The sequence below is a fragment of the Marinobacter sp. DUT-1 genome, from assembly GCF_050379415.1.
In the GTDB taxonomy this organism is placed as follows: Bacteria; Pseudomonadota; Gammaproteobacteria; order Pseudomonadales; family Oleiphilaceae; genus Marinobacter.
Genome location: NZ_JBNRLS010000001.1, coordinates 1,137,861 through 1,153,601 on the forward strand (window position 1 = coordinate 1,137,861; position 15,741 = coordinate 1,153,601).

A 15,741-nucleotide genomic window follows, 5' to 3' on the forward strand; every position below is an offset into this window, starting at 1 on the left:
ACCCCTTGTTCGTTCAGACCGCCACTACCTGGGACCGCAGCCCATACAGGGCGTACAGCACTTCCTCCTGCTCCCGCTGACCAACACCATTCTTGTCCAGTGCCAGCAACGCATCATCCAGAACGGCCATGAACTCGGCCGGAGAGATGTTCATGCCACGGTGTGCCGAGATCATATCCTTGCCCTGATAGGCATCGGAGGGGCCTCCCGTCGCGGTTACGAAGAAAGTAGCGGCCGCGTGCTTGAGTTTTGCCAGATCAACGTCGGCAAACCGGACGCCAACCAATTTGTTAGCGGCGTGGTTATCAACCACATCATTGGCAATCCTGGTGATGCCTTCCACACCACCGAGTCGATTGAATAATGATTCAGTCATGATGCCCTCCTTGCGCCTTTTGCGCTTCGAACAATCAAAGACTAGCATTACCGATAGATAGAATTACTACACAATCTGTAGCCATTCCTGTCGTCTTACTCAGCCAGGCGGGGAGGATCTGCGATGCTCAGTTATGGACAATTCTGCCCCCTAGCCCAGTCTACCCAGCTTCTGTGCGAACGATGGACGTTCCTCATCATCCGTGAGCTGATCGCCGGCAGCACCCGGTTTTCCGAACTCCAACGGGGCCTGCCGTTGATCTCGCCCACCATGTTGTCCCGACGACTGAAAACCCTTGAGCGGGCGGGCGTGATCCGAACAACGGCCGAGCAGGGTCACTCCCTATACGAACTCACAGAGGCGGGCCGGGAGCTTCGTCCGGTGGTGGAGCTGCTGGGTGCCTGGGGACACCGGTGGGCCAGGTCTGACCTCAGCGATGGGGATCTGGATGCCGGCCTGCTCATGTGGGACTTGCGCCGGAACATTAATCCAGACGTTTTCGGTAATCGGCAGGTGGTGGTGGAGTTTGAATACGCGGATGCCCCGAAAGGTGCCCGGCACTGGTGGCTGGTCGCGCGTGATGGAGAAATCGACCTCTGCCTTCACGATCCGGGCCATGAGGTCGATCTGCTCGTGCGCAGTTCCCTGAGGGCCATGACCCGTATCTGGATCTGCGAACAAACGCTCAACGAGGCGGTACGATCGGGAGAAATCAGGGTTCTTGGCAACCCCAAGCTCGCCAGCAGGCTTCAGGACTGGCTCACCGCCAGCCCGCTGTCAAGGCTCGGAACCGCCCCACCGCCAGAGGTGGTCTGGAAGTCGGCGAATCAGGCGTAGAAAATCAGCGGACCAAAAGCCACCACCAGCAAAGAGATCCCCATGGCAATCAGCGGCAGGATGATCCGCTCGTGGCGCTGGTAGAAGGTGCCGGTTTCCTGCTGGGCTGCCGTGACTTCCGCCTCGCCCACCACCTGCCGGGTCAGCAGATGGTTCAGGGCGACCGGCGGACTCAGGTAGCCGAGCTCGAAGGCCACCAGGGTGACCATCCAGAAGTGGACAGGGTGAATGCCGCTGGCATAGGCAATACCGGCCACGGTGGCGGTCACCAGGATGACGGCCCCGAAGGCGTCCATGATCATACCGAGGATGACCAGTATCACCACCATCAGCAACATCGCAGACCAGGCGCTGTCGAAGGCCTGGGGGAAGCTCTGCATGATGTGGGAGCGCTCGATCACACCGCCGATGCTGACCGAGAGCCCCAGTAACAGCAGCAGGGCGCCGATCTCGGCCGTGGTATCGTTAGTCGCACCCCGGACACTGCGCTCCAGACCCTGGTGGTTGAGCTCGCCGGACGCCCTGCCCCTGCGGTTTTTCAGGCTGATATGCTCATACAGCAGGATTGCCAGCATGATCACCGGCAACAGCCGGGGTGCCGAGAATTCATCCATGGTCACATCCAGGGCAAAACGGTAGAACAGAACCACCACCGCAATCACCAGGACGTAGGGAATCAGCGGTTTCAGCGCCTGGATCATGGCCGGGAACGCCACGGAAGAGGGCGCAAGATCAAACGGGCTCTGGCGGTTCACTGACAGCGCCACCAGGGTGAACATCGCAGCAGTGAGCATGAACACCCAGATACCCCAGCCGAACAGCTCATCGGTGGTGACTTCCCGGTTCAGGTAGGCGATCACCACGACCAGCAGACACGGCCTCAGCACCACCCCGAGAGAGCCGGACATGGCGGTCGCGGCCAGGGCCAGTTGTCGCCGGGCCCCGGCGGCACGAAGTTCGCTATAAATCACCGCGCCCGCGGCAATCACAAAGATCCCCGAGGCACCGGTGTAGGCGGTGGGCACAGCCGCCACCAGGACCGCCACCACCGCCAGCATTTCCGGTGGCATGCGCCAGGGCCGGAATACGTTGAACACCAGGGTGGCCAGACGGGTCTGCTTGAGCATCATGCCTACCCAGACATACAGCCCGACGTTCAGAAACATGTCCGCCAGCTCCATCATCTTCCCCAGGTAGATGCCAATCCCGGAGGAGTGGCCGATCAGGGCGAAATAGGTACCGGAGATCAGGCACATCACGGTGTAGAGCGGGACCGCCAGGAACGCCTTGTTCAGGCTGCCTCCATCCTGGAGATCCGCCGGCATCCGGAACAGACGGTAGAGACTGGCCAGGGTCAGGCAGGCAAAGCCGGCAATCCACAGGTTGTGCAGCAGCAGTTCCTCACCGGAAACCGAAGTCTCCGAGCCAAGGCTGGACTGGCGGAAGATTACGCTGGAACCCAGCAACATGGCATTGGCAACAGTTTGCAGGGTGTGGGAAACGGTATAGTCCAGACGGGTTTCCATGGCCCGCATGGCAATGTGATGGCGGGTCAGGGTCGCGGTCACCGCGCACAGCATGACCAGTATCACCAGGATGTAGCGCTGCGATTCCAGGCCTATGGCAATGACGTCTGCAACGAACAGCTCCACCGCCCGGTAGGCCTTGACTCCCGGCGTCAGGTTGTCCTTCAGGTTCTGATAGTCCCGATGGGCTTCCCTGCAGTCGTCAACCGATCGTTCGATCGCCAGGCGCACCTCGTCCGGATCTTTCTCTTCCGCACCGAGCAACGCTGCCATCGGGTCGTCGCCGTCCGGCTCCTGGGCCATTTCGGACGCAACGGCAGCCTCGATATCCCGGTCCGGATCGCACTCCGGTGCCACCGGATCCATCCGCAACTTGTAATAACCACTCCACAGCTGCTCACCGGTCTGCAACATCCGGTTGTGGATGTCGCTGCTGGTGGAGAACAACACCACCGCCAGCAGCAGCAAGCAGGCCGGCAGGGACGAAAACCACTCCAGTCCGGTACGACGAAAACCAGCCTTGGTCATAACTACCTATCCCCGGGAAGCGATGGTTTACAGCAGATCGTCCAGATCCATGGTTTCAACCGATTTTTGCCGGTCGTCCCAGAAGGTGCCGAGCTGACCAAGCGGCGTGCGGTGCCCGGTATTCTCGACCCACATCCGGTCGGAAATGGCCACGATCATGTTGGTGGCCATGGCATCCACGAAACGCCAGTCCTCGCTGGCGGGATCCTGCTCCAGGGATTCGGCATGCTCCCGGATGACCTCCCGAAGCCGTGACTCGTCACTCTTGTTCAGGGCGGCGATGGCATGGAACACATGCGGCAGGCGGACACCTGCGGCCTCGCCCTGATCGTCAGCAATCTCCAGCCGCTCAAAGGCATCCTCGCCCTCGGGCTGGGCCCCGGGAATCATGGCCCAGACGGTGGCACGCAACGCCATGGGCGCTCCCCACCACTTGTCGTTGGCCAGGCAACCACTCCCCCGGGCCACGACAGAACCGATATTGGCCGGCACTCCGATCGACGAGGTGGACTGGATCTGGGCATTCAGTGCCTGCAAGCCAGAGAGCAGGCCGGCGAGGTAGATGAACTCGTCCATCTCATCCTCGAATTCCGGGCACTCGCCGGTCCCGACCTCGCCGTAATGGGCATTGTGATGCTGCCAGGCCCGTAAATAGCGCCGGGAGGCCAGAGCGTAGGCCCGTTTCTGGCGGATCATGGCATCCTCCGCTTCCTCGGCCTCCATTCCGTTCAGGGCCGCCAGGGCATCCAGCTCGTGCTCCCGGGCCTGCTCCTCAGCGCAGCCACCGGAGGAAAGGTACAGCATGACCGCCAGCTGATCCGGTTCGTCAGTGACCCGGCCGAAAGACATCAACAGGGGTGCAGTGGCCTCGCTCATGGCACAACCCATGGCCAGATCCTGTGACTGCATCAGGTAAGGCACCGTGTGATTGCGGGAAAAACCCTGCATGACGTCACCGGTGGTCTTGTACATCATGTGGTCAATCACACCGCAGCCGGTGACCAGGGTCGAGACGGCAAACGTGGCGAGCAGGCCACGGAAGCGAGCCCGGAGAGTGCTCGGAGATCGAGGGGAATTGCGGAGGTCGGTCATGACTTCTGTACCTTTTTTACATTCTTGTTCTGATCACGCGGACTCATCGCCGGCAGCCGGCGTAAATGTTACGAACTGTAACCGGCGGGCATTATGGCCTGTCAGGGCCGGTTTTTATGAGACGGGGGCCGCAAATGAAGCCCCTGGCCGGCGTTTTTGTAACAACCCGGTTTGCACAATCAGCGCCGAGCCACTATAGATTTCTGTCGACAACGACAATAAGAGGACTCTCCCATGCGTAAACCTGAACTCGCTGCCGCCATCGCGGACCGCACCGGCATGACCCGGGAAAAAGCGGGCGAAATCATTGCCGCTTTCACCGACCAGGTATCCGCCGCTGCCGCCCGGGGCGAGGATGTCAGCCTGATTGGCTTCGGGACTTTCAACATCCGCAGCCGTGATGCCCGCAGCGGCCGCAATCCCCAGACCGGGGCTTCCATCCAGATTCCCGCCAGCAAGACCGTCGGGTTCAAGGCGGGCAAGGCCCTCAAGGATGCGGTTCAGTAAGGAGCACCGGGCCCGCACGGCGGGCCCTCGTTCTCAGGAGGCGCACTCCGCACGGGCACCATCCACCCGGCACCGGATTGCCTTCATCAGCTTGATGGCACGCTCGTCGTAAACACCGTCCTCCAGCAGGGACAGGCGCACCTTTCTCAACATCTTGTCGTACTCGGCGGTATCTTCCTGCGGAAGGCTCATCCAGACATCTTCGGGAATGCCGGCTTCGGCCTCGGCAATGATTCCGTAGGCCTCGTCCAGACGCTGGATCGCCTGATCACGAACCATCTGGCCGGCATCGTCCGGGAAGCGGTCCCGGTGCATGATCACCTGGAAATTCATGTAGGCAATCGCATAGCGAACCACAGCACCGTCCGGGTTCACGCCCTTGTACAGTTCCAGGGGTTGGTAAGCCACCGCCGGAGCATAGGCGAGATCGACGCTGCCGTTGTTGAACTTGCCAGCGAAATTGGCAGAGTTTGAACCTACAACCGAGGCTCCAACGTGCCGAACCATCCGCACCGACGCCTCGTCATAATCCAGGGTCGCAATCCGCTTGCCCTGCAGTTTTTCAACAGAGTCGATGCTGCGATCCCGGGTGTGAAGGTAGATCGCGCCGGCCGGGAACACGCCGGCCACCTCGTAGGGTCCGTTCACCAGGAACGGCCGGGCCTTGGGTTGGCTCAGGGTGTTGTACAGCAGGCGCATCTCCTCCTCGCCCGGCACGGCACCCATGGCCTCAAGACTGCCGGTAAACTTGTTGAACTCGCGGGCCCGTGTGCCGGTCAGCAGGACGGCATCACACTGACCGGCCTTGAAGTCCTCGGCTGCCACCTTTTCATCGGTATAGGCCCGCAGGTCCAGCTTGATGCCCCGCTTGAGGGCCACGGGCTGGAAGGTTTTAGTGATGGCGAACAGAGGGCCATTGGCCCCCACCGGGTCAAAAACGCAAAAACTGCGCTCGAGGATCTCCTTGGACGCCGGTTCCTGGGCCTGGCCAAGGGAAGGAAACAACAGGGAGGCGCACAGGGTGGCGGCCACAGCCACCCGATGCGGGAAGTTTGCTGGTTTCACGGGATAACTCCTGATTTATTATTGTCGGGCGCCGGAACGTCCGGGTGCCGGCGTTGCCACGTTGTCCTTGAGCGACCTTAGGTCGACCGGTACAAGAATACGTTGGCACAGGTGCCTGCCATCAAGGTCTTTTCAGCAAGAGGGGGGGATTCTGTGATGGTGTCGACAGAGGTCACCGGACCCCTGCCGCATTTCCGGGTTCAGGCCTGCAATGCATCCCAGGCCTTGCGGCCCTCGACCAGGGTCATCCGGACCACCCCCGGCAGTTCTCGGCCGATGACGGGTGCATGGCGTCCAACTGAAACCAGGGAGCTGTCGTCAGCGGTCCAGGTCGCCACCGGATCAAACAGGCAAACGTCGGCCATATCACCTTCGGCCAGTCCGGCGCTCCGGCCGATGACCGAAGCCGGTCCGGTGGTCAGTGCCCGCACCAGGTCGGTCAACGCAAGCTCATCCCGGCTAACCAGCTCCAGACCCATGGACAGCACGCTTTCGATGGTGGACAGGCCCGGTTCGGTGGCAGCCAGCGGTGCCTGCTTGGCGGCTGAATCGTTGGGCTGGTGCTGGCTGACAATGGCAGCAATGACGCCTTCCCTCACGCCGGCCACCAGGGCCTTCCGGTCGGCTTCCGAGCGCAGCGGAGGACGCACATGGAAGCGGCTGTCAAAGCCGGCGAGGGCATCCTCGGTAAACACCAGCTGGTGCATGGCGACGTCGGCAGTGACCTTGATACCTCGCTGCTGCGCGTCCGCCAGCATTTCGACACTGCGGGCACAGGAGAGCTGGCTCAGATGCAGACGCGCACCGGTCTCCTCCGCCAGTAACAGCATTTCCATGACCGCGGCGGTCTCCGCCACCTCGGGAATCCCCAGAAGCCCCAGGCGGGACGTCACCAGGCCATCATGGGCATAGCCGTCTGCCGCCAGGGCCTGGTTTTCCGGGCTGAACATCACGGTCAGTCCAAAAGTCTGGGCGTAGGCCATACAGCGGCGCAGGATACGGGCATTGCGCACGCCCCGGGAACCGTTACCCACGGCGACGCAGCCGGCATTCCTGAGACCTGCCATGTCGCTGAGCAGGTCGCCCTCCAGCCCGCGGGTAATCGCGCCAATGGGCAACACCCGGATCGGAGAACGACTGGCGGCCACATCCCGGATCAGGTGCGTCACCGCGCCGGAATCATTGACCGGTGAGGTTTCCGGCGAGGCACAAACCGTGGTGAAGCCTCCATGGGCCGCGGCCCGCGTTTCCGACGCAATATTGCCCTTCTGGCCATTGCCCGGTTCGCGCAGGTTACAGCACAGATCAACAAAGCCCGGAGCGATCACCCAGCCTTCCGCGTTGATGGTGTCGTCGACATCGGCACTGAGGGCCTCGCTGCCGGTGGCGGCAATCCGGCCATCCCGAATCAGCAGGGCGTCGTTGTCGGCTTCCCGGCCCTGGCCATCAATCAACCGACCACCGGTAATCAGCAGCAGCGGCGAGAATTGGTTACGGATATGACTCATGCCTTTGCCCTCTCTGCCCTCTGCTGACGTTCTGCCACCTGGCCACCCATGGCCATGGACATCACCGCCATCCGGATGGCGATGCCGTTGGTGACCTGGTTGAGAATGACCGACTGGGGTCCGTCTGCCACCGCCGATTCGATCTCCACCCCCCGGTTGATCGGCCCCGGGTGCATCACGATGCACTCCGGATGGGCCAGGGCCAGCTTATCGCGATTGAGGCCATACAACCGATAGAACTCCCGTTCACTGGGCAACAGGGCCCCTTCCATGCGCTCCTTCTGGAGCCGCAGCATGATCACCACATCCAGGTCTTTCATGCCTTTTTCCATGTCGTATTCGACTTTACAGCCAAGGCTCTCCACATCCTTGGGCAGCAGGGTTCCCGGAGCGATCACCCGGACCTCTTCCGCTCCGAGCACATTCAGCGCCCGGATCTGGGAGCGGGCGACACGGGAGTGCAGGACATCACCGACAATGGCGACTTTCAGGCCGTCAAACCGCTGCTTGTGCTGGCGAATGGTGAGCATGTCGAGCATCGCCTGGGTGGGATGGGCATGGCGCCCGTCTCCGGCATTGATGATGGCAACCCCCGGCGTCACGCTCTCGGCGATGAAATGTGGTGCCCCACTCTGGGAGTGGCGCACCACAAACATGTCGCTGGCCATGGCCTCGAGGTTGAGCAGGGTGTCCGACAGGGATTCGCCCTTGGAGGTGGCGGAGGTGCTGATATCAAGGTTCAGAACGTCTGCGGACAGGCGCTTGGCGGCAAGCTCGAAGGTGCTTCGGGTACGGGTACTGGACTCGAAGAACAGGTTGACCACCGTTCGCCCCCGCAACAGCGGCACTTTCTTGATGGTCCGCTCCCCTACTTCGATGAAGGAGTCGGCGGTATCCAGGATATCGGTAAGCAATTCGCGGTCGAGGCCGTCGAGGGTGAGGAAATGCCGCAACTGACCATCCCGGGTCAGCTGCAAGTGGTGCGGGGAGGGGTCATGTGCGGTCATGGGTCGCCTGTTTGCTGTGTTGCCGTATGGAATCGCTGGTTACTGCCCGGTTTCCTGTAGTTCAATGCGCAGGGGATCGGGGCCCCGGAGCTTGACCCGTTGGTGGGCATCCAGGGACAGCACCCGACCGGCTACATCCGGCTGGATCGGCAGTTCCCGGGCGCCGAGATCAATCAGGGTGGCCAGTATGATACTGGCTGGACGACCGTAGTCGAAAATTTCGTTCATGGCGGCACGGATGGTCCGGCCGCTCATGATGACGTCGTCGATGAGGATGATGTCCCGGCCCTCGGTATCGAACGGCAGGCTGGACGGCTTTACCTTCGGATTCAGACCGATTCGGCTGAAGTCATCCCGGTAAAAGGAAATATCCAGCTCTCCGAAGGCCTGATCAATGCCCAGGCGCTTGCTGAGCACGTCCGCCAGCCAGACGCCGCCGGTGCGTATACCGACCACCACCGGCTCGGTGACATTGCGCTCCTCCAGGATCCGGCGCAATCCCGTTTCCAGCTCATCCAGCAACTGGTTGATATCAAGCTGTGCGGTCATCAGGTCCTCACTGTGTTTCAGGTCAGCCGGAAGTCTCAGCCGGCGCTATTATCCTGTTCCCGGAACCAGGTTTCCAGAATCAAAACCGCAGCGCGGTCATCGACACCATGACGGCCGAAGTCCCGGCTGCCACCCCGGGCCATGACCTCACCCTTTGCCTCGAAACTGGTGAGACGTTCATCCACCATCTCCACCGGGTAATGGAAACGGCCGTGGATACGATTGCCGAACTTGCGGGCCCGGGCACACATCTCGTTCTCGGTGTCGTCCATGTTCAGGGGCAGCCCCACCAGCACCAGGTCCGGTCGCCACTCCTCAAGCAGTTTTTCCACCACCGACCAGTCCGGAATGCCGTCTCGGGCGGGGATCATCGCCAGAGGCTCACCGGTCCCCAGCAACTCCTGCCCCGCAGCCACGCCAATCCGCCGAGTGCCGAAATCAAACGCCATCACCCGGCGATTGCCCGCGTCAGGCATGGCCACCGAACTCGGTCAGCTGGTTCAGATCGATGCCAATCAGCTTGAGAACCGCCTGGTAACGGTCCTGAGCCGGGGTCCGGAACAGGATATCGGTACTGGCCGGACAGGTCAGCCAGGAGTTACTGCCCAGTTCCTCCTCCAGCTGGCCCTCGCCCCAGCCGGAGTAGCCCAGCGCCACCAGGAACTCTTCCGGGCCATCGCCCCGGCCGATGCCGGCCAGAATGTCCCGGGAGGTGGTCAGCAGGACGTCCTCGGCAACCTCGGCGGTGTTCTGCCAGGTGGTACCCGGACTATGCAGGACGAAACCACGTTCGGGCTGGACCGGGCCACCGCTGTACACCGGGAGATCCAGTTCGGAGCCATGCATGTCCAGCTGTTCCAGGATCTCACCGAGGTGGATGCCCAGGGGGTAATTGATCATCAGCCCGAGGGCGCCCTCGTCGGAATGTTCACAGATGTAGATCACACCACCGTGGAAACGGGGGTCGGCCAGCCAGGGCGATGCCACGAGAAAGTGGTGCTGCAGACTGTTCGGAGATTTTCTGGTTGCTGTCATCCGGATGTCAGCCCCCGCCGTTGGAAAGACCAGGTTCGTATGATTTCCAGCTCATCCACTTCCTCGCGCATGTCTTCCGGAAACGGGGCGAACGGGGATGCCATGCGTACGATGCGGATGGCGGCGTCGTCCAGGACCCGGCTGCCCGAGGATTGCAGGATAGCCACTTCCTTGATTGTGCCATCTTTCTTGAGTGATACCAGCATCCTGAGCGTACCGTAGATGCCCGCCCGCCGGGCTTCGGTCGGGTAATTGATATTACCGACCCGGGTAACCTTGCTGATCCAGTTCTGGACATACCAGGCGTTGGTGGACTTCAGGGTAGAGGCAGAGGTGACCCGCATAACCCGCGGCTTACGCGCGTATGCCTGCTGCTGGGCATCAAACCGTGCTTCCAGGCTGGCGATTTCCAGGCTGCGCTCCATCAGGCTTTTTTTCTTTCGTACCGGCTGCGGTTCCGGCTCGGCCTTTTCCTCCGGATCGGTCACCTTGCGGCTGGAGGGCGCGGTGGTCTGGACCACCGTCTGCTCCTGCTGCTTCACCGGTTCCGGCCGGGACGGGGGCTCGGGCTGCACCTGTGCCGGCTCCGGCTGGCTGACCTCGGCCGGTTGGGGTGTGGTCATTTCCCGGGGTTCGTCTTCGGTGCCACTGCCCTGCTGACTGGTCTGCGCCAGGAAATCAGCCTTCTCCGGGGCCTTCTCGTCTTCAAACTGGGACAGGGTGATTTCCATGGTCTGGGCCGACGAGCGCGGAGGCTCCGGCGCGAAGGTAATCCCCAGCACGATAATCGCGTGCACGGCCAACGCCATGAACAGGGTGAAGGAAAACCGGTCAAAATCGCTTACCTGAACTGCCATTCCTGTTCCTGATCCTGTCGTTGGTCCTGCACTGCTCGCCTCGCTCTGTCGGTTACGCCTGCTTCAGGCGCTTTTCAATGGCATCCATCAGCATGCCGCCGATATCGATCCCGTAAGCCGCATCCAGTTCCCGGATGCAGGTGGGGCTGGTTACATTGATTTCAGTCAGATAGTCGCCGATTACGTCGAGACCGACAAACATCAGACCCTTCTCCTTGATCGCAGGAGCGACGCGGGCACAGATTTCCCGGTCACGATCGGTCAACTCCCGGCCCTCGCCCCGGCCACCAGCCGCGAGATTGCCGCGATTCTCGCCCTGGGACGGAATCCGCGCAAGGGCATAGGGCACCGGCTCGCCCTCGATGAGCAGGATCCGTTTGTCGCCATCGACAATCTCGGGAATGAATTTCTGGGCCATGGCCTGGTGGGTGCCATAGTTGGTCAGGGTCTCGATGATGACGCCCAGGTTGAAATCGTTCTCCCGCACCCGGAAGATCGAGTGACCGCCCATGCCGTCAACCGGCTTCATGATGATATCACCGTGCTCGGCATAGAACTCGCGGAACCGGTGCGCCGAACGGCTGACCAGCAACGGCGGCGTCAGGTCCTCGAACTGGGTGGCGAACAGCTTCTCGTTGCAGTCCCGCAGCGTAGCGGCCGGGTTCACCACCAGGGCGCCCTGCAGTTCCGCCGATTCCAGAATGTAGGTGGCCATCAGGAACTCCCGGTCCACCGGCGGATCCTTGCGCATCAGGATCACATCCAGATCGCCCAGAGCCCGGTCCTGGCTGCCACCGAAGCTGAACCAGTTCTCCGGGTCCATATGGACAGTCAGATCCCGGGTGTGGGCCATCGCCCGGCCTCCGTCGAGGTACATGTCCTGCAACTCCATGTATTCGATCTCCCAACCCCGCTTCTGCGCGGCCAGCAACATGGCGAGCGAACTGTCTTTCTTGAACGTGATGTTTTCGATGGGATCCATCACGATCCCGAGTCGGACTGTCATAGTGTCTCTTCAGCTCCTGGGAAGTAAAAACACGAACCGGTCAGCAGAGCGGACCGTGCGTTAAATGCTATCCTGAGACGTCAGATGGTATTGTACCCGAGCCGGGAATGCATCCGGAGATATCCTCAGGGGATACGTGACTGTGCGGGCAGAAGTACATTTAGTCACAAACTAATACTTTTTATATGGCCATCGATATTCTATAACTGAGCGGGGTTTATAGAAGAACCTTGAGGTTTGTGTTAAAACCCCCCGTTCCAAAATAAAGATAGTCGCTGAGCGCAAGGCAGTTGGACAATGGATGACAACTTCGAGAATCTGAAGATTATGGTGATCGACGACAGCAAAACGATTCGTCGCACCGCAGAAACCCTCCTCAAGAAGGTCGGCTGTGAGGTCATCACCGCGACTGACGGCTTTGACGCTCTGGCCAAGATTGCCGATTCCCAGCCGGACATCATTTTCGTAGACATCATGATGCCGCGCCTGGATGGCTACCAGACCTGCGCACTGATCAAGAACAACTCCTCTTTCAAAAAGACGCCGGTTATCATGCTCTCCAGCAAGGACGGACTGTTCGATAAAGCGAAAGGTCGCATCGTAGGCTCTGACCAGTATCTGACCAAACCGTTCAGCAAGGACGAGCTGCTAAACACCATCCGCCAGTACGTGCCACAGGCGGAACAGTAAACCTGCTGAAATCAAGAACCATCGAGGAAACCATGGCCCGCATTCTGATTGTTGATGACTCCCCTACCGAGGTGAAGAAAATTTCCACCATCCTGGAAAAGCACCAGCACGAAGTCCTGACCGCCGATAACGGCGCGGATGGTGTTGCCAAGGCCCGCGCCGAAACGCCGGACCTGGTACTGATGGACGTAGTCATGCCCGGCCTGAACGGCTTTCAGGCTACCCGCCAGCTGACCCGTGCACCGGAGACTGCATCCATCCCGGTTGTCATCGTCACCACCAAGGACCAGGAAACCGACCGTGTCTGGGGCACCCGCCAGGGCGCCAAAGGTTATCTGGTAAAGCCGGTGAACGAAGACGACCTGATCAAGACCATCAACAGCCTGATCGCCTGACCCTCACAACCTTGGAGTACGCATGTCCGCCCAGGCCGCCCCTTTTGCCGTTCTGACGGATATCGCCCAGCGCAGCCGGTCCATGGCCGCCGGCCTGCCGGAGCAACAGGAAGCCGTTGAGCTGTGGAACGGCATTGGCTTCGTGTTATCGGGTGAGCACTATGTGGCCCCCATGGGTGAAGTGACAGAAATTCTCCACGTTCCCCGTTTCACACATATTCCGGGTGTACGGCCATTCTTGCTGGGCGCCGCCAACGTGCGCGGCCGCCTGCTCCCCCTGGTCGATCTCGCCAGCTTCTTCGACATTCCCCGCTCCTCGCGCAGTCAGCGTGACCGGCGGGTTCTGGTCGTCGAGCAGGGGGATGTGTTCAGCGGGCTGATCGTGGACAGCGTCCTGGGGATGCAATATTTCGCAACCGACAATTTCCGGGAGGCGCCGCAAGGGGTCCCCGAAAGCGTTCGTCCGTTTGTTACAGGCGGCTACGAGCGTAACGAGGAAGTCTGGAGAGTGTTCTCCGCTGCCGATCTGGTGGCAGACGAGCGCTTCCTGGACGTCGCGCAGTGGTAAGGGTGGAGACACTGGCAGGAACATCACCCTGACCGCCTGAAATCCGCTAACACAGACTTGCCAACATATTTGAAGAGGCCGGGAGCCAGAACATGAAAAACAGAGCCGGAAGATTGGGTATGGGACAGGGAGGCAACAAGCTCGTTGCCGGCCTGATCGCCGCACTGATCGCACTAACCGTCCTGCTCGTTGCCGTGCTGTTCATCATCAACCGTGACAGCCAGAACGATCAGCGATACATCGCCCAAACTGCGGAACTGCGGGTACTCTCGCAGGCCATTGCGAAAAACGCGACCGAGGCCGCCGGCGGTACCGCCGAGGCGTTCGACCAGTTGCGCCGCTCCCGTGATGACTTCCAGCAGCTCTGGACCAACATTACCGAAGGCAACCCGGAAACCGGCCTGCCACCCAGTGAGCTGGCACAACAAAGCGGGGTTCAGCAGAACTGGAACATTGTCCGGGAAAATGCCGACAGCATCCTCTCCACCCAGGACGCCGTGCTGGGCCTGCACGAGGTTGCCCGGACGCTGAACGAAACCATCCCCCAGCTGCAGGTGGAGTACGACGACATCGTACAGATCCTGCTGGACAACGGCGCACCGGCCGAACAGATCGCCCTGGCCCAGCGCCAGTCGCTGCTGGCAGAGCGTATCGTCCGTTCTGTTAACAACGTACTGTCCGGTGACGAGGACGCAGTTATCGCCGCCGACCGGTTCGGCCGCGACGCCAGCCTGTTCGGCCGGGTTCTCGACGGCCAGCTCAACGGCAACGAAGCCATGGGTATCTCCCGGGTAACCGATGAAGACGCCATCTACGGCCTGGAAGCGGTTGCCGAGCTGTTCGAGTTCGTTTCCCAGAACGTAGACGCCATCCTTGAAGCCTCTCCCGACCTCTTCAAGGTGCGCACCGCTGCCAGCGATATCTTCCAGAACTCCGAGATCCTGCTCTCCGAACTGTCGGTTCTTGCCGAAAACTTCCGTACCCAGCCGGCCTCACGCCTGGTCAGCCCGACCCTGGCGTTTATCATCCTGGCCGCGATGGTTGCCATCGTTGTCTTCATCGGTCTTGCCCTGTACCGCGAAGCCCAGGCCCGCCTGGCTGCGACCCAGGAGCAGAACGAACAGAACCAGAACGCGATCCTGCGACTGCTGGACGAACTCGCCGACCTGGCGGATGGTGACCTGACCACAGAGGCCACGGTAACCGAGGACTTCACCGGTGCCATCGCCGACTCCATCAACTACGCGATCGACCAGATGCGCGGACTGGTACAGGCGATTCGTGGTACCGCGGTACGGGTAGCGGGCGCCGCCCAGGAAACCCAGTCCACCGCGATGCACCTGGCCGATGCTTCCGAGCACCAGGCCCAGGAAATTGCCGGGGCGTCTGCCGCAGTTAACGAGATGGCGGTATCCATCGACCAGGTATCCTCGAACGCCGCCGAATCCTCCGCGGTTGCGGAGCGGTCGGTTGCGATCGCGAAGAAAGGCGCGGAAGTGGTACAGAACACCATCCGCGGCATGGACAACATCCGGGAGCAGATCCAGGAAACCTCCAAGCGGATCAAGCGTCTGGGTGAATCCTCCCAGGAAATCGGTGACATCGTATCCCTGATCAACGACATCGCCGACCAGACCAACATTCTGTCCCTGAACGCCGCGATCCAGGCCTCCATGGCCGGTGACGCCGGCCGAGGCTTCGCGGTGGTTGCGGACGAGGTTCAGCGCCTCGCGGAACGTTCCTCTGCGGCAACCAAGCAGATTGAAGCCCTGGTTAAGACGATCCAGTCCGATACCAACGAGGCGGTAATCTCGATGGAGCACACCACCGCCGAGGTGGTCCGTGGTGCCCGTCTGGCTCAGGACGCGGGTATTGCACTCGAGGAAATCGAGAACGTATCCATGTCTCTGGCGGAGTTGATTCAGAACATCTCCAACGCCGCACGCCAGCAGTCGTCTTCTGCGGCCCACATTTCCAACACCATGAACGTTATCCAGGAAATCACCTCCCAGACCTCGTCCGGTACCAACGCGACCGCGAAGTCTATCGGTAACCTGGCCGAGATGGCGTCCGAACTGCGGTCTTCTGTTGCCGGCTTCACCCTGCCGGAAGAAGACGTGGCCGACGAAGAACAAGAGGAAGACAGCGACGTTCCGGTGGTGGGCTGACCAACGGCCCGGGGCAGCTGACAGTTT

17 protein-coding genes are annotated in these 15,741 nt (G+C 61.0%); 6 read left to right on the forward strand and 11 right to left on the reverse strand.

Features of this window, described 5'->3' with window-relative positions; genetic code table 11:
* Positions 1 to 13: 13 nt before the first annotated feature.
* Positions 14 to 376 (reverse strand): group I truncated hemoglobin, encoded by a 363-nt coding sequence (locus ACQUTG_RS05220; protein WP_428918360.1) that lies wholly within the window; start codon positions 374 to 376, stop codon positions 14 to 16.
* A gap of 123 nt (positions 377 to 499) precedes the next feature.
* Here ACQUTG_RS05220 and ACQUTG_RS05225 point away from each other — a divergent pair, with 123 nt between their 5' ends.
* Positions 500 to 1,213 carry a winged helix-turn-helix transcriptional regulator gene (locus ACQUTG_RS05225; RefSeq protein WP_428918361.1) on the forward strand — a complete coding sequence of 238 codons (714 nt, stop codon included), beginning with the start codon at positions 500 to 502 and terminating at the stop codon, positions 1,211 to 1,213.
* Here ACQUTG_RS05225 and ACQUTG_RS05230 read toward each other — a convergent pair.
* A complete protein-coding gene (locus ACQUTG_RS05230) occupies positions 1,204 to 3,267 on the reverse strand; it encodes a TRAP transporter large permease subunit (protein ID WP_428918362.1) in 2,064 nt (687 codons plus the stop codon). The two genes, ACQUTG_RS05225 and ACQUTG_RS05230, sit on opposite strands and share 10 nt — an antisense overlap.
* A 27-nt stretch (positions 3,268 to 3,294) precedes the next feature.
* Entirely contained in the window at positions 3,295 to 4,359 is a 1,065-nt protein-coding gene (locus ACQUTG_RS05235) for a hypothetical protein (protein ID WP_428918363.1), read from the reverse strand.
* Positions 4,360 to 4,593: 234 nt separating this feature from the next.
* Between ACQUTG_RS05235 and ACQUTG_RS05240 the strand changes: the two genes are divergently transcribed.
* Positions 4,594 to 4,866: an HU family DNA-binding protein gene (locus tag ACQUTG_RS05240; protein ID WP_428918364.1), complete on the forward strand. Its 273-nt coding sequence runs from the start codon at positions 4,594 to 4,596 to the stop codon at positions 4,864 to 4,866.
* A gap of 33 nt (positions 4,867 to 4,899) precedes the next feature.
* Here ACQUTG_RS05240 and ACQUTG_RS05245 read toward each other — a convergent pair whose 3' ends face one another.
* From ACQUTG_RS05245 to gshB, 8 genes are all read right to left on the reverse strand, one after another.
* A complete protein-coding gene (locus ACQUTG_RS05245) occupies positions 4,900 to 5,931 on the reverse strand; it encodes a putative solute-binding protein (RefSeq protein WP_428918365.1) in 1,032 nt (343 codons plus the stop codon).
* 200 nt (positions 5,932 to 6,131) lie between these two features.
* Positions 6,132 to 7,439, reverse strand: a complete 1,308-nt coding sequence (locus ACQUTG_RS05250; protein ID WP_428918366.1) for a dihydroorotase — start codon at positions 7,437 to 7,439, stop codon at positions 6,132 to 6,134.
* A complete protein-coding gene (locus ACQUTG_RS05255) occupies positions 7,436 to 8,446 on the reverse strand; it encodes an aspartate carbamoyltransferase catalytic subunit (protein ID WP_428918367.1) in 1,011 nt (336 codons plus the stop codon). The genes ACQUTG_RS05250 and ACQUTG_RS05255 overlap by 4 nt, the downstream gene beginning before the upstream one ends.
* Before the next feature lie 39 nt (positions 8,447 to 8,485).
* Positions 8,486 to 8,995, reverse strand: coding sequence for a bifunctional pyr operon transcriptional regulator/uracil phosphoribosyltransferase PyrR (gene pyrR / locus ACQUTG_RS05260; protein ID WP_428918368.1), 510 nt, complete (start codon positions 8,993 to 8,995; stop codon positions 8,486 to 8,488).
* A gap of 35 nt (positions 8,996 to 9,030) precedes the next feature.
* Positions 9,031 to 9,471, reverse strand: coding sequence for a Holliday junction resolvase RuvX (ruvX, locus tag ACQUTG_RS05265; RefSeq protein WP_428918369.1), 441 nt, complete (start codon positions 9,469 to 9,471; stop codon positions 9,031 to 9,033).
* The gene (locus ACQUTG_RS05270; RefSeq protein ID WP_428918370.1) at positions 9,464 to 10,030 is read right to left on the reverse strand and encodes a YqgE/AlgH family protein; all 567 of its coding nucleotides are present in this window, start codon (positions 10,028 to 10,030) and stop codon (positions 9,464 to 9,466) included. The genes ruvX and ACQUTG_RS05270 overlap by 8 nt, the downstream gene beginning before the upstream one ends.
* Positions 10,027 to 10,887, reverse strand: coding sequence for a TonB family protein (locus tag ACQUTG_RS05275; protein ID WP_428918371.1), 861 nt, complete (start codon positions 10,885 to 10,887; stop codon positions 10,027 to 10,029). The genes ACQUTG_RS05270 and ACQUTG_RS05275 overlap by 4 nt, the downstream gene beginning before the upstream one ends.
* A 52-nt stretch (positions 10,888 to 10,939) precedes the next feature.
* Positions 10,940 to 11,893, reverse strand: a complete 954-nt coding sequence (gene gshB, locus ACQUTG_RS05280) for a glutathione synthase (protein WP_428918372.1) — start codon at positions 11,891 to 11,893, stop codon at positions 10,940 to 10,942.
* A 297-nt stretch (positions 11,894 to 12,190) separates the two neighbouring features.
* Between gshB and pilG the strand changes: the two genes are divergently transcribed.
* The 4 genes from pilG to ACQUTG_RS05300 all read left to right on the forward strand — a co-directional run bounded on the left by pilG (position 12,191) and on the right by ACQUTG_RS05300 (position 15,714).
* The gene (pilG, locus tag ACQUTG_RS05285) at positions 12,191 to 12,583 is read left to right on the forward strand and encodes a twitching motility response regulator PilG (protein ID WP_008175635.1); all 393 of its coding nucleotides are present in this window, start codon (positions 12,191 to 12,193) and stop codon (positions 12,581 to 12,583) included.
* Positions 12,584 to 12,615: 32 nt separating this feature from the next.
* Complete coding sequence (pilH, locus tag ACQUTG_RS05290; RefSeq protein WP_008939836.1) at positions 12,616 to 12,978, forward strand: twitching motility response regulator PilH; 363 nt, start codon at positions 12,616 to 12,618, stop codon at positions 12,976 to 12,978.
* 22 nt (positions 12,979 to 13,000) lie between these two features.
* Positions 13,001 to 13,546: a chemotaxis protein CheW gene (locus ACQUTG_RS05295; protein WP_428918373.1), complete on the forward strand. Its 546-nt coding sequence runs from the start codon at positions 13,001 to 13,003 to the stop codon at positions 13,544 to 13,546.
* A 92-nt stretch (positions 13,547 to 13,638) separates the two neighbouring features.
* Positions 13,639 to 15,714 carry a methyl-accepting chemotaxis protein gene (locus ACQUTG_RS05300; protein WP_428918374.1) on the forward strand — a complete coding sequence of 692 codons (2,076 nt, stop codon included), beginning with the start codon at positions 13,639 to 13,641 and terminating at the stop codon, positions 15,712 to 15,714.
* The last annotated feature ends 27 nt before the right edge of the window (positions 15,715 to 15,741 follow it).

Coding starts and splice junctions, on each gene's coding strand:
- ACQUTG_RS05275 (WP_428918371.1), bottom strand. CDS start 10,887: ATGGCAGTTCAGGTAAGCGATTTTGACCGGTTTTCCTTCACCCTGTTC.
- ACQUTG_RS05230 (WP_428918362.1), bottom strand. CDS start 3,267: ATGACCAAGGCTGGTTTTCGTCGTACCGGACTGGAGTGGTTTTCGTCC.
- gshB (WP_428918372.1), bottom strand. CDS start 11,893: ATGACAGTCCGACTCGGGATCGTGATGGATCCCATCGAAAACATCACG.
- ACQUTG_RS05250 (WP_428918366.1), bottom strand. CDS start 7,439: ATGAGTCATATCCGTAACCAATTCTCGCCGCTGCTGCTGATTACCGGT.
- ruvX (WP_428918369.1), bottom strand. CDS start 9,471: ATGCCTGACGCGGGCAATCGCCGGGTGATGGCGTTTGATTTCGGCACT.
- ACQUTG_RS05235 (WP_428918363.1), bottom strand. CDS start 4,359: ATGACCGACCTCCGCAATTCCCCTCGATCTCCGAGCACTCTCCGGGCT.
- pilH (WP_008939836.1), top strand. CDS start 12,616: ATGGCCCGCATTCTGATTGTTGATGACTCCCCTACCGAGGTGAAGAAA.
- ACQUTG_RS05220 (WP_428918360.1), bottom strand. CDS start 376: ATGACTGAATCATTATTCAATCGACTCGGTGGTGTGGAAGGCATCACC.
- ACQUTG_RS05300 (WP_428918374.1), top strand. CDS start 13,639: ATGAAAAACAGAGCCGGAAGATTGGGTATGGGACAGGGAGGCAACAAG.
- ACQUTG_RS05270 (WP_428918370.1), bottom strand. CDS start 10,030: ATGACAGCAACCAGAAAATCTCCGAACAGTCTGCAGCACCACTTTCTC.
- ACQUTG_RS05255 (WP_428918367.1), bottom strand. CDS start 8,446: ATGACCGCACATGACCCCTCCCCGCACCACTTGCAGCTGACCCGGGAT.
- pilG (WP_008175635.1), top strand. CDS start 12,191: ATGGATGACAACTTCGAGAATCTGAAGATTATGGTGATCGACGACAGC.
- ACQUTG_RS05295 (WP_428918373.1), top strand. CDS start 13,001: ATGTCCGCCCAGGCCGCCCCTTTTGCCGTTCTGACGGATATCGCCCAG.
- ACQUTG_RS05240 (WP_428918364.1), top strand. CDS start 4,594: ATGCGTAAACCTGAACTCGCTGCCGCCATCGCGGACCGCACCGGCATG.
- ACQUTG_RS05225 (WP_428918361.1), top strand. CDS start 500: ATGCTCAGTTATGGACAATTCTGCCCCCTAGCCCAGTCTACCCAGCTT.
- pyrR (WP_428918368.1), bottom strand. CDS start 8,995: ATGACCGCACAGCTTGATATCAACCAGTTGCTGGATGAGCTGGAAACG.